8 protein-coding genes are annotated in these 12,584 nt (G+C 70.2%); 2 read left to right on the top strand and 6 right to left on the bottom strand.

The genetic code is table 11. From position 1 onward, the window contains the following. Positions 1-137: 137 nt before the first annotated feature. Both ABZ385_RS23380 and ABZ385_RS23385 read right to left on the bottom strand, forming a co-directional pair. Positions 138-1,040 (bottom strand): tRNA (adenine-N1)-methyltransferase, encoded by a 903-nt coding sequence (locus tag ABZ385_RS23380; RefSeq protein ID WP_358579005.1) that lies wholly within the window; start codon positions 1,038-1,040, stop codon positions 138-140. A gap of 112 nt (positions 1,041-1,152) precedes the next feature. Continuing rightward, positions 1,153-2,646, bottom strand: a complete 1,494-nt coding sequence (locus tag ABZ385_RS23385; RefSeq protein ID WP_358696637.1) for a site-2 protease family protein — start codon at positions 2,644-2,646, stop codon at positions 1,153-1,155. A 128-nt stretch (positions 2,647-2,774) separates the two neighbouring features. Here ABZ385_RS23385 and ABZ385_RS23390 point away from each other — a divergent pair, with 128 nt between their 5' ends. Together ABZ385_RS23390 and ABZ385_RS23395 are read left to right on the top strand one after the other, a co-directional pair. Continuing rightward, the gene (locus ABZ385_RS23390; RefSeq protein ID WP_358696636.1) at positions 2,775-3,656 is read left to right on the top strand and encodes a RecB family exonuclease; all 882 of its coding nucleotides are present in this window, start codon (positions 2,775-2,777) and stop codon (positions 3,654-3,656) included. 14 nt (positions 3,657-3,670) lie between these two features. Next, positions 3,671-4,342 (top strand): response regulator transcription factor, encoded by a 672-nt coding sequence (locus ABZ385_RS23395; RefSeq protein ID WP_358578999.1) that lies wholly within the window; start codon positions 3,671-3,673, stop codon positions 4,340-4,342. A gap of 83 nt (positions 4,343-4,425) precedes the next feature. Here the strand turns inward: ABZ385_RS23395 and ABZ385_RS23400 are convergent, their stop codons facing one another. The 4 genes from ABZ385_RS23400 to metH form a co-directional block, all read right to left on the bottom strand. Further along, positions 4,426-6,012 carry an ABC transporter substrate-binding protein gene (locus ABZ385_RS23400; protein ID WP_358696635.1) on the bottom strand — a complete coding sequence of 529 codons (1,587 nt, stop codon included), beginning with the start codon at positions 6,010-6,012 and terminating at the stop codon, positions 4,426-4,428. A gap of 54 nt (positions 6,013-6,066) precedes the next feature. Next, a complete protein-coding gene (locus tag ABZ385_RS23405; protein WP_358912965.1) occupies positions 6,067-7,674 on the bottom strand; it encodes an ABC transporter substrate-binding protein in 1,608 nt (535 codons plus the stop codon). A 339-nt stretch (positions 7,675-8,013) separates the two neighbouring features. Continuing rightward, positions 8,014-8,709, bottom strand: a complete 696-nt coding sequence (locus ABZ385_RS23410) for an HAD family phosphatase (RefSeq protein WP_358578991.1) — start codon at positions 8,707-8,709, stop codon at positions 8,014-8,016. 100 nt (positions 8,710-8,809) lie between these two features. Then, positions 8,810-12,349, bottom strand: coding sequence for a methionine synthase (metH, locus tag ABZ385_RS23415; RefSeq protein WP_358912967.1), 3,540 nt, complete (start codon positions 12,347-12,349; stop codon positions 8,810-8,812). Between the last annotated feature and the right edge of the window lie 235 nt (positions 12,350-12,584).

The raw sequence follows: 12,584 nt of genomic DNA on the forward strand, positions 1-12,584 counted from the left end.
GTACCCGGATCTCTTTTGGTGCGCGGCGGTACGCGGCTGGTGTCCCGTCAACGAAACGACGCCGCCGCCGAGTTCCCCGGTCGGTCGGGGAACTCGGCGGCGGCGCCCGCTTCTTGGCCGTAAGGCGGCCGCGCGGGTCAGCGCGGGGTGCCGCCGTCGGCGTTCGGGCCGGAGTAGTCGTCGCCGTAGGCGCCCTTGGCGGGGCGACGGCGGCGCATGGGGGGCTCCACGCCGTCCGCGAGGCGGCGGGCGGTGAGCAGGAAGCCGGTGTGCCCGATCATGCGGTGGTCGGGGCGGACGGCGAGGCCCTCGATGTGCCAGTTGCGGATCATCGATTCCCAGGCGGTCGGCTCGTTGAAGCCGCCGATCTCGCGGATGGACTCCACGGTCCTGGCGAGCTGGGTGGTGGTCGCCACGTAGCAGCACAGGATGCCGCCGGGGACGAGCGCCTTGGAGACGGCCTCCAGGCACTCCCAGGGGGCGAGCATGTCGAGGATGACGCGGTCGACCTCGGTGTCGCTGAGGTTGTCCTGGAGGTCGCCGACGGTGAGCTGCCAGGCGGGGTGGGGGCCGCCGAAGTAGCGCTCCACGTTCTGCCGGGCGATGTCGGCGAAGTCCTCGCGGCGCTCGTAGGAGTGCAGCATCCCCTGGTCGCCGATGGCGCGCAGCAGGAAGCTGCTGAGCGAGCCGGAGCCCACACCCGCCTCGACGACGCGGGCGCCGGGGAAGATGTCGGCGAAGGCCAGGATCTGCCCCGCGTCCTTGGGGTAGACCACGGCGGCGCCGCGGGGCATGGACAGGACGTAGTCGGGGAGCAGGGGGCGCAGCGCCAGGTAGGCGACGTTCCCCGTGGTACGGACAACACTGCCCTCGGGAGCGCCGATCAGCTCGTCGTGGGGGAAGGAACCCTTGTGGGTGTGGAAATTCTTCCCGGCCTCGAGCGTGAACGTGTAGTGGCGTCCCTTGGGGTCGGTGAGCTGGACCTGGTCCCCGACCTTGAAGGGCCCGCGACGGCGGGCGGCACCGGTCGGTTCGGACATGCGAACAGACTACCGGCCGCGCGGGGGGCTTCGGACCATCCCCGAGGTCAGGCGGGCGGGGGACGGCGCACGCCCCAGCCCTTCGCCGGTAACCGCGTGAGGGGGGCGGGGCTCAGGACGGCCGGGCCATCGCCTTGACGAAGGCGCGCTCGACGTCGGCGGTGGAGAGCACTCCGTAGATCTCCCCGGACTCCTCGATGACCAGGTACTCCGTGGCGGGGGTGGCCCGCAGCGTGTCGAGCAGCTCCTCGCCGACCAGCTCGGCGGAGATCCGCATGCCCTCGGTGATGTCCTGGGCGAGGCCGCTGACCGCGACCCAGGGGCGGCGGTGCTGGGGCACGGAGACGATGGCCGCCTCGCGGACGACCGCCATCGGGTCGCCGTCGGGGTCGACGACCACGAGGGCGCGGGCCCCGGCGTCGTTGGCCCGGCGCAGCGCCTCGGAGAGGGGGGTGTGGGACTCGACGGGGACGGCCCGGCGGGTCAGGGTGCGGGCGCGCAGTTCGGGCAGGTGTTCGCGCAGCCGGGCCATGCGCAGGCTGTTCCCGGCGCCGGTCCAGATGATCGCGGCGAGGATGGCGGCGAGCAGGGCGTCGGTGACGGTGTTCATGCCGCCGATGTCCTGGGGTTCGCCGCCGAGGGCGCCGGACTGGTTGAGCAGGGGCAGCCCGATGAGCACGGAGACGGCGAGGACGCGGCCCACCCAGGCGGCGGCGACGGTACCGCTCATGGGCCGCCCGGTGATCTTCCAGACGACGGCGCGCAGCATGCGGCCGCCGTCGAGGGGCAGGCCGGGCAGGAGGTTGAAGGCGGCGACGATGAGGTTGGAGACCATCAGGCCGGCGAGGAGCACGCCGGGGACGGTGCCCGGCTCGACGACGCGCATGCCGGCGTAGAAGACGGCGGCGAGCACGAGCGAGAGCAGGGGGCCGACGAAGGCGAGGACGAACTCCCTGCCCGGGGTCTCGGACTCCTTCTCGATCTCGGAGACTCCGCCGAAGAACTGGAGCTGGATGCGGCGCACCGGCAGCTTGAAGCGCAGGGCCGCGACGGTGTGGGCCAGCTCGTGCACCAGGACGGAGGCGTAGAAGGCGACGGCGAAGAAGAGGGAGACGAGGTAGCGGGCGCCGCCCAGCTCGGGCAGGACGCGGTCGAGCTGGCCGCCGAAGACCCAGGTGATGAGGGCGGCGACGAGGAACCAGCTGGGCGCGACGTAGACGGGCACGCCGAAGGGCCTGCCCATGAGCAGCCCGCCGCCGGGGTTCTTGCGCTCCTTGCCGGGGCCGGGCCTCGGCGGCCCCTTCCTGGTGGGGCGCGGCCCGTCCTCGGGTGGCCCGGGCCGGGGGATCTCACGCAGGGCCTTGGTCAGGGAGGCGGGGATCTCCTCCTCCTGCTCCTGCCGCTTCGTGGGGGGCGGGGTGTCCGCGGCCCCGGGGCGGGGCGTTCCTCCGGGTCCGTCCGCCTCGTCCGGCGCGGCGGCCTCGTCGGCCTTGTCGGGGTGCCGCGTCTTTGGGCGCGTCGACTCGGAGGGGGCGGCCGTGTCGCCCTGCCGCGGGCCCTGTGCGCCGTCGGACTGCGGCCTGCCGCTCTCGCCGCTCTCGTCCACGATGTCCCCTCGTTCGATGCGTCCCCCGCCCGGAATGGCGCGATCACCCACACGATCATGCAGGGCGAGAGGGTCTGCCGTCGATGGTATGCGGCTGTTGTCGGTGGCGGGTCGTAGGGTCTGTCCCTATGGAAACCAGCACCGAAGGTGTCGCGGCGGCCGTGCGCCCGGCATCCCTGTCGCCCTCGCGCGCGGGCGATTTCATGCAGTGCCCCCTGCTCTACCGGTTCCGGGTGATCGACAAGCTGCCCGAGAAGCCGAGCGAGGCCGCCACCAGGGGCACGCTGGTCCACGCCGTTCTGGAAAGACTCTTCGACGCGCCCGCGAGTGAGCGCACGGCGCCGCGCGCCAAGTCGCTCATCCCCGGCCAGTGGGACCGGCTGCGCGAGGCCAGGCCCGAGCTGACCGAGCTGTTCGCCGACGATCCGGAGGGCGAGCGGATGGCGCGCTGGCTGTCGGACGCCGAGAAGCTCGTCGAGCGCTGGTTCACCCTGGAGGACCCGACCCGCCTGGAGCCCGCCGAGCGCGAGCTGTTCGTGCAGGCGGAGCTGGAGTCGGGCCTGAGGCTGCGCGGCATCATCGACCGCGTCGACGTCGCCCCCTCGGGCGAGGTCCGCATCGTCGACTACAAGACGGGCAAGGCCCCGCGTCCGCAGTACGCGGAGGGCGCGCTGTTCCAGATGAAGTTCTACGCCCTGGTGGTCTGGCGGCTGAAGGGCGTCGTCCCGCGCCGCCTCCAGCTGGTGTACCTGGGCAGCGGTGACGTCATCACGTACGACCCGGTCGTCGCGGACCTGGAGCGGGTCGAGCGGAAGCTGCTCGCGCTCTGGGAGGCGATCGAGCGGGCGACGGCGACCGGTGAGTGGCGCCCCCGGCCGACGAAACTGTGCGGTTGGTGTGATCATCAGGCGGTGTGTCCGGAGTTCGGCGGGACTCCCCCGCCGTATCCGCTTCCGGTGAGGGTGCCCGAGTCCGCCGAGGGCGAGCAGGGCAGAATGGGGCCGGGCTAGCTAAGGAGAGTTACGTGGCGATCCGCGTCCTACTGGTCGACGACCAGCCGCTGTTGCGCACCGGGTTCCGGATGATTCTGGAGGCCGAGCAGGAGATCGCGGTCGTGGGCGAGGCCGGAGACGGCCTCCAGGCTCTTGACCAGGTGCGGGCGCTGCAGCCCGATGTGGTGCTGATGGACATCCGCATGCCGCGGATGGACGGCGTCGAGGCGACCCGGCAGATCACCGGGCCCGGCCGGGACGGTCCGGCGAAGGTCCTGGTGCTGACCACCTTCGACCTGGACGAGTACGTGGTGGAGGCGCTGCGCGCCGGTGCCAGCGGTTTCCTCCTCAAGGACGCCCCGGCGAACGAGCTGGTGCAGGCGATCCGCGTGGTCGCCGCGGGCGAGGCGATGCTCGCGCCGAGCATCACGCGCCGGCTGCTCGACAAGTACTCGGCGCATCTCCCCTCGGGCGACGAGCCGGTGCCGGACACCCTGCACACGCTCACCGACCGCGAGGTGGAGGTCCTGAAACTGGTGGCGCGGGGCCTCTCGAACGCGGAGATCGCCGCGGACCTCTTCGTCAGCGAGACGACGGTGAAGACCCATGTCGGCCATGTGCTCACGAAGTTGGGCCTGCGCGACCGGGTGCAGGCCGCGGTGTACGCGTACGAGAGCGGGCTGGTGCGTCCCGGCGCGCAGTAGGCCGGGGCCGAGGGTGTGAGGCAACGACGACGGTGGCCGTCCCCCGAGGGGGGCGGCCACCGTCGTCATGCGGTCTCCCGCGCTCAGCCCTTGCTGATCTCCCAGAACCGGAAGACCGTCGAGGCGTCCAGGCAGGACTCCACGCCGTAGACGTTGTCGCGGACGACGGCGTACTGCTTGGCCTGCCAGACCGGCAGGATCGGCAGCTGCTCGGCCACGATGTCCTGGAGCTCGGCGTACTGCTTGTCGGTCCTGCCGCGGTCGCTCTCGGTCGCCGTGCGGGGGATGATCTTCGTGGTGATGTCGCTGTTCTCGAAGTGGTTCCCGAGGACGTTGCCCTTGCCGAAGAAGGGCTGCGTGAAGTTGTCCGGGTCCGGGTAGTCCGGCACCCAGCCCTTCACGTAGACGCCGTACTTGCCCGCCGCGATGTCCTTCTCGTACTGCTCGAACTCGACGGACTTCACGTCGGCGTCGAACAGGCCCGAGTCGTTGAGCTGCGCGGCGATCGCCTTCATCTCCTGGTCCGTGGCCGGACCGTAGCGCGAGGGCGTCGACCAGAGCGTGAGCTTGACCTTGCCCTCGACGCCGGCGCCGCGCAGCGCGGAGAGGGCCTTCGCGCGCTGCGGACGGGCGCCGTAGGTGTCGAAGAAGGCGGTGTTGTGGCTGCCGATGCCCGCCGGGACGATCGAGTACAGCGGCGTGGCCGAGTTCTGGTAGACCTGCTGGACCAGGGCGTCCCGGTCCAGCAGGTAGGCGATGGCCTTGCGCACGCCGAGCTTGCCGGCCACCGGGTCCTTCATGTTGAAGACCAGGTGCTGCACCTCGGCGCTGGTGCCCTCGACGATGTCGACGTCCTTGCCGGCCGCGGAGGTGTCCTGCTCGATGTCCGCGATGTCGGCGGCGGCGAGGCCTCGGTAGGCCAGGTCGACGTCGTTGTCCAGGAGCGCCTTCTTCAGGCCCTTCTGGTCGCCGTGGAAGAACTTGAGGGCCACGCCCTCGTTCTTGGCCGTGGCGGTGCCCTTGTAGGAGGAGTTGACGGAGAAGGTCGCCTGCTCCTTGCCGAACGAGTCGAGCGTGTACGGGCCGGAGCCGACCGCCTTGTCGTCCTCGCGCAGCTTGTCCAGGGCGTACTCGCGGTGGTCCACGATCGAGCCGGCGCCCGAGGCGATCTTGCTGGGGAAGGTCGCGTCGGCGTACTTGAGCCGGAAGACGACGGTCTTGGCGTCGGGGGTGCGGACGCTGTCCAGCATCGGGAACATGATCGCCGGACCGGCGGCGTCGTTGATCTTGCGCATGCGGTCGAAGGAGAACTTGACGTCCTTCGAGGTCAGGGCGTTGCCATTGCTGAACTTCAGCCCGTCACGCAGCTCGCACTTGAAGACCTTGGTCTCCGTGTCGGTGAAGCCGCAGCTCTTGGCCGCCTCCGGCTCGGGCTCGGTGGCGCCCTTGGGGAAGCTCAGGAGGGACTGGAAGACGTTGTTGAACAGCAGCCACGAGCCGGGGTCATAGCCGGATGCCGGGTCGGTGGCGAGGACGTCGTCCGACATCCCCATCACGACGGCGTCGCCCGTGTCCCCCGCCCCGCCCGACTCCGTTCCGCAGCCGGTCAGCAGGGCGGCGGCGAGCCCACCCGTGAGGGGGAGGGCCAGCCACTGGTTACGAGATTTCACGTACGTGCCTTTGGTGTTGTGGTCGTGCGGTGGGGGGGTGGGAGCCGGTGGGGCTCAGCCGCTCACGCCGCGGCCCAGCTCCCAGAGCTGGAGGTTGGAGGAGGCGTTGAGGGCCCACTGCGCGCCCGTGATGTCGTCCCGCGCGGCGATGTACTGCTTGCCCTGCCACAGCGGAAGCACCGGGACGTCCTCGGCGACGATGTCCTGGATCCTGCGGATGCTCTTGGACGCGGCCAGCCGGTCGGCCTCACGGCGCGAGGTGGGGATCAGCTGGTCGTTGATGTCGCGGTTGACGTACGGCGAGCCGAGGAAGTTGTCCTTGTCGAGGAACGGCGCGAGGAAGTTGTCGGCGTCGGGGAAGTCGGGGAACCAGCCCATGCCGTACACGTCGTACTTGCCGTCGCGCTCGGCCGCGCGGAACGTGCTCCACGGCGTGCCCTTGATGGAGACGTCGAACACCCCGGAGTCGTTCAGCTGCTCGCGCAGCACCTCGAACTCCTTCTTGGTGCCCGGGCCGTAGTGGTCCGTGGTGTAGTGCAGGGTGAGCTTGACCGGCGTGGAGATGTTCGCCTTGTTCAGCAGCGAACGGGCCTTGGCCGGGCTCGGGTTGTTGTACTTGTTGAAGAACGAGTTGGCGTGGCCCGTGATGGTGGAGGGCACCAGCGAGTACAGCGGTTCGGCCGTCGAGCCGTACACCGCCGAGGCCAGCGCGCCGCGGTCGACGACCTGGGCCATGGCCTGGCGCACGGCCTTGCTCTTGACCGTGGGGGCGTCGGTGTCGAACGCGAGGTAGCGGATCTCCAGGCCCTGCATCTCGATCAGGTCGATCTTCTTGTGCGAGGAGCCGTCGAGCTCCTTGACCTGCTCGGGCGACATGGTGCGCGTCATCAGGTCGATGTCGCCGTCCTCGAGCGCCTTGCCCATGGCCTCGGCGTCCGCGAAGGTGCGCAGCTCCACCTTGTCGCTCTGCGGCTTGAACGAGCCCTTGTACTTGGGGTTCTTGGTGAACACCGTCTTGACCAGGCGGTTGTCCTCGACCTCCTGCTCGGCCAGGTACGGCCCCGAGCCGGAGACCTCGAAACCCTCGCGCAGCTTGTTCTTGCCGTACTGCTCCTTGCTGACGATGCCCGCGGTGGGCGTGGCCAGCTTGTACGGGAACGTCGCGTCCGGGGTCTTGAGATGGAAGACGACCTCGCGGTCGCCCTGGGTCTCGATCTCTTCGACGTTGGCGACCAGGGCGTCCGAACCGCTGGGGTACTTGAGCTTGATGTCCCGCACGCGCTCGATGGAGAACTTCACGTCGGCGGCCGTCAGCGGCTTGCCGTCGGAGAACGTCAGGCCCTTGCGCAGGGTGCAGGCGTAGCGCTCGTTGCCCGTGTCGGTGAAGCCGCAGCTCTCGGCCGCCTCGGGCTGGGGTTCGCCGTCGCCGCGCGGCTGGGCCATGAGGGTCTGGATGGTCTGGCGCAGCAGGTTCCAGGACCCGGCGTCATAGGCGTACGCGGGGTCGAACGGCGCCGGGACCTCCTTGGAGATGGCGAACGCGTCCGTGGTGCCGACGGCGATCGCGTCGTCACCGTCGCCGCTGCCCGAGCCACCGCACGCGGCGAGCGCGGGGGCGAGCAGACCTATGACGGCCGGCAGCACCAAAGTCTTGCGGTTCATGCTCGACGTTCTCCAGAGCTCTTGGATCCCGTGAATCCCGCAACGCGGGGTGTGGGTTGGTGGGGCACGGGGGTGGGGCGATGTTCTCGCGACGACATTAGTCCGCACCGGTTGAGCGCCGGATGGGGGTGGAAGGAGTGCCCCCATCACGCAGCGAAACCGGGCGTGGACGCACCGATAACCCGACACCGGAAGGTTTCGTGCACGCCCCCACCAAACCCGGACCAAACGCCACGCCTTCCGACACCCCCCAGGGGGGTTCTGCACATGCCGATCCTGCTGTCGACCCCCCTCGAAGTGGGAAACGTCACAGCCCCCAGCAGGCGTGAAACGGAACTGTCAGAGGGTCATGAGCCCTTGCAGGAAAGGAAGGTTGACGTCTTCGAGGGAGGAGACGACCGTGCGCCCCGCCACCGCGGGGATGGGCGCGACCGAGGGGACGGCCACCACGCGGCAGCCGGCGGCCTCCGCGGCGGCGACCCCGGTCGCGGTGTCCTCGACGACGGCGCACCGGGCGGGGTCCGCGCCGAGCCCCGCGGCCGCCAGGAGGTAGGGGTCGGGGTGGGGCTTGGTGCGGGCCACCTCGTCGCCCGCGACGGTCAGTTCGAAGTGGTGGGCGCCGATCGACTCCAGGACGCGGTCGATGATGCGCCGGTGCGAGGCGGAGACGAGCGCCGTCGGCACCTCGTGGGCGGCCAGCTCGGCCAGCAGCCGCGCGGCGCCCGGCATCAGCGGCAGGGAGCGGCTGATGCGCTCCTCGAAGCCGTCGTTGAGCAGCACGGTGAGCTCCGCGAGGGAGATGTCGGCGCCCGTGGAGTCGATGAGGAAGCCGGCGCTGCGCGTCATGGGGCCGCCGACGACGACGTCCCGCCAGGCCTCGTCGAGCGTGTGGCCCAGCCGCTTGAACACCTCGACCTCGGCGTCCCACCAGAAGCCCTCGGTGTCCACGAGGGTGCCGTCCATGTCGAGGAGGACGGCCTGGAGAGCGGAGCCTTCGGCCGTTCGAGTGCCGAGCGCAGGAACCGTACTGGTCATGCGACCACACCTTCCGTGGGGGACGACAAGGCCGGTCGCCTGCTGGGAGCAAGGAAGCGACCGGCCTCTGCTGGACCGACCAGTGTACGACCGGGCCGGATCAGCGCGCGTTGAAATACTTCGCCTCGGGGTGGTGGATGACGATCGCGTCCGTGGACTGCTCCGGGTGGAGCTGGAACTCCTCGGAGAGCTGGACGCCGATCCGCTCCGGCCGCAGGAGTTCGGCGATCTTCGCGCGGTCCTCCAGGTCGGGACAGGCGCCGTAGCCGAGCGAGAAGCGGGCGCCCCGGTACTTCAGGGCGAACATGTCCTCCACGTCGCCGGGGTCCTCGCCGCCGAAGCCCAGCTCGGCGCGGACCCGGGCGTGCCAGTACTCGGCGAGGGCCTCGGCCAGCTGCACGGACAGGCCGTGCAGTTCGAGGTAGTCGCGGTAGGAGTCGGCGGCGAACAGCTCGGCCGTCGCCTCGCCGATCTTCGAGCCGACGGTGACCACCTGCAGGCCGACGACATCGCGCTCGCCGGACTCCTCCGGGCGGAAGAAGTCCGCGAGGCACAGGCGGCGGCCGCGGCGCTGGCGCGGGAAGGTGAAGCGGGTGCGCTCCGAGCCGTCGTCGTTCAGGATGATCAGGTCGTCGCCCTTGGACACGCACGGGAAGTAGCCGTGCACGACGGCCGCCTCCAGCAGGTTGCGGGTCTGCAACTCGTCCAGCCAGCCGCGCAGCCGCGGGCGGCCCTCGGTCTCGACCAGTTCCTCGTACGAGGGTCCGTCGCCGGTGCGCGCCTGCTTCAGGCCCCACTGGCCCTTGAAGAGGGCGCCCTCGTCGAGCCAGGAGGCGTACTCCTTGAGCTGGATGCCCTTGATGACGCGGGTGCCCCAGAACGGCGGGGTGGGCACGGGGTTGTCGGTGGCGACGTCCGAGCGGGCGGGCCCCTCGTCCTGCGCCTCCAGGACGGCCGCGGTGGCCTTGGTGGGCACGCGGCGCTGCTTCAGCTCGGGCAGGGACGCGCCGGGCACGCCGCGCTTGACGGCGATGAGGGCGTCCATCAGGCGCAGGCCCTCGAAGGCGTCGCGGGCGTAGCGCACTTCGCCCTCGTAGATCTCGTGGAGGTCCTGTTCGACGTAGGCGCGGGTGAGGGCGGCGCCGCCGAGGATCACCGGGAAGTCGGCGGACATGCCGCGCTGGTTCAGCTCCTCCAGGTTCTCCTTCATGATCACGGTGGACTTGACCAGGAGGCCGGACATGCCGATGACGTCGGCCTTGTGCTCGGCGGCGGCGTCCAGGATCGCTCCGACGGGCTGCTTGATGCCGAGATTGACGACGTTGTAGCCGTTGTTGGACAGGATGATGTCGACGAGGTTCTTGCCGATGTCGTGCACGTCGCCGCGGACGGTGGCGAGCACGATGGTGCCCTTGCCCGCCTCGTCGCCCTCGACCTTCTCCATGTGCGGTTCGAGGTAGGCGACGGCCGTCTTCATGACCTCGGCGGACTGGAGCACGAACGGCAGCTGCATCTGGCCGGAGCCGAACAGCTCGCCGACGACCTTCATGCCCTCCAGGAGGGTGTTGTTGACGATGTCGAGGGCGGGCGTGTCGGTCAGGGCCTCGTCGAGGTCGGCCTCCAGGCCGTTCTTCTCGCCGTCGATGATGCGGCGCTTGAGGCGCTCCTCCAGCGGCAGGGCGAGCAGTTCCTCGGCCTTGCCCGCCTTCATCGACTTCATGTTGACGCCCTCGAAGAGCTGCATGAGCTTCTGCAGGGGGTCGTACCCCTCGGCGCGGCGGTCGTAGATGAGGTCGAGGGCGGTGGTGACCTGCTCGTCGTCGAAGCGGGCGATGGGCAGGATCTTGGAGGCGTGGACGATCGCGGAGTCCAGGCCGGCCTTGACGCACTCGTCCAGGAAGACGGAGTTGAGCAGGACGCGGGCGGCGGGGTTGAGGCCGAAGGAGATGTTGGACAGGCCGAGTGTGGTCTGCACGTCCGGGTGGCGGCGCTTGAGTTCGCGGATGGCCTCGATGGTGTGCAGGCCGTCCTTGCGGGACTCCTCCTGACCGGTGCAGATGGTGAAGGTCAGGGTGTCGACGAGGATGTCCGACTCGTGGATGCCCCAGTTGCCGGTCAGGTCCTCGATCAGGCGTTCGGCGACGGCGACCTTGTGCTCGACGGTGCGGGCCTGGCCCTCCTCGTCGATGGTGAGCGCGATCAGGGCGGCGCCGTGCTCCTTGGCGAGGGCGGTGACCTTCGCGAAGCGGGACTCGGGGCCGTCGCCGTCCTCGTAGTTGACGGAGTTGATGACCGCGCGGCCGCCGAGCTTCTCCAGACCGGCCTGCAGGACGGGGAGTTCGGTGGAGTCCAGGACGAGGGGCAGGGTGGAGGCGGTGGCGAAGCGGCCGGCCAGCTCCGCCATGTCCTTGACGCCGTCCCGGCCGACGTAGTCGACGCAGAGGTCGAGCATGTGCGCGCCCTCGCGGATCTGGTCGCGGGCCATCTCCACGCAGTCGTCCCAGCGGCCCTCCAGCATGGCCTCGCGGAACTTCTTCGAGCCGTTGGCGTTCGTGCGCTCGCCGATCGCCATGTAGGCGGTGTCCTGGCGGAACGGCACGGTCTGGTAGAGGGACGCGGCGCCCGGCTCGGGGTGCGGGTCGCGGGCCGGGGCCCGCACACCGCGCACGCGCTCGACGACCTGGCGCAGGTGCTCGGGGGTGGTGCCGCAGCAGCCGCCGACCAGGGAGAGGCCGTACTCGCGTACGAAGGACTCCTGGGCGTCGGCCAGCTCGGGCGCCGTCAGCGGGTAGTGGGCGCCGTTCTTGCCGAGGACGGGCAGGCCCGCGTTGGGCATGCAGGAGATCGGGACGCGCGAGTGGCGGGCCAGATAGCGCAGGTGCTCGCTCATCTCGGCGGGGCCGGTCGCGCAGTTCAGGCCGATCATGTCGATGCCGAGCGGCTCCAGGGCCGTCAGGGCGGCGCCGATCTCCGAGCCGAGCAGCATGGTGCCGGTGGTCTCGACGGTGACCGAGCAGATCACCGGGAGGTTCGCGCCGGTGGCCTCCAGGGCGCGGCGGGCGCCGAGGATCGCGGCCTTGGTCTGCAGGAGGTCCTGGGTCGTCTCCACCAGGAGCGCGTCGGCACCGCCGGCGATCATGCCCTCGGCGTTGATCTGGTAGGCGTCGCGCAGGGTGGCGTAGGGGGCGTGGCCGAGGGTGGGCAGCTTGGTGCCGGGGCCCATGGAGCCGAGCACCCAGCGCTGCTGTCCCGTACGGGCGGTGTACTCGTCGGCGACCTCGCGGGCGATGCGGGCGCCGGCCTCGGAGAGCTCGAAGTTCCGCTCGGGGATGTCGTACTCGCTCAGGGCGGCGAAGTTCGCGCCGAAGGTGTTGGTCTCGACGCAGTCGACGCCGACCGCGAAGTACTCCTCGTGCACGGAACGCACGATGTCGGGGCGGGTGATGTTCAGGACCTCGTTGCAGCCCTCGAGGTGCTGGAAGTCCTCGAGGGTGGGGTCCTGGGCCTGGAGCATCGTGCCCATCGCGCCGTCGGCCACGACCACACGGGTGGCGAGGGCCTCGCGAAGGGCTTCGGCCCGGACCTTGCTCTCGGCCGAGACGGGCGTGGACTGCGCGGACGGGGTTGGCGACGAGGCCATGTAAGAGCTCCCTGGAGTGCGACGGCTGTCGGCTTTGCGCCCGCTGTGGGCGGGCGCACCCGGCCAGGGTAGCCGGGACCAAGGTCCCTTTGGGAAGACGTCCACGGGGCGGACGGCGGTGGACAGGAACCCGGGCCTGGCTCGAACAGGTACTTGACCCGGGAGAGGGGAGCAACGCGTGCTGTCCCGGCATTGGCGAGAGGTCGACAACGACCGATAGTGTTCAGCATTGTCG

The sequence above is a fragment of the Streptomyces sp. NPDC005898 genome (genome assembly GCF_040629635.1).
Classification (GTDB): Bacteria; Actinomycetota; Actinomycetes; order Streptomycetales; family Streptomycetaceae; genus Streptomyces.

Excerpts from the sequence above, each read along its gene's own strand:
- ABZ385_RS23405 (WP_358912965.1), bottom strand. The coding sequence starts at position 7,674 with ATGAACCGCAAGACTTTGGTGCTGCCGGCCGTCATAGGTCTGCTCGCC.
- metH (WP_358912967.1), bottom strand. The coding sequence starts at position 12,349 with ATGGCCTCGTCGCCAACCCCGTCCGCGCAGTCCACGCCCGTCTCGGCC.
- ABZ385_RS23390 (WP_358696636.1), top strand. The coding sequence starts at position 2,775 with ATGGAAACCAGCACCGAAGGTGTCGCGGCGGCCGTGCGCCCGGCATCC.
- ABZ385_RS23410 (WP_358578991.1), bottom strand. The coding sequence starts at position 8,709 with ATGACCAGTACGGTTCCTGCGCTCGGCACTCGAACGGCCGAAGGCTCC.
- ABZ385_RS23380 (WP_358579005.1), bottom strand. The coding sequence starts at position 1,040 with ATGTCCGAACCGACCGGTGCCGCCCGCCGTCGCGGGCCCTTCAAGGTC.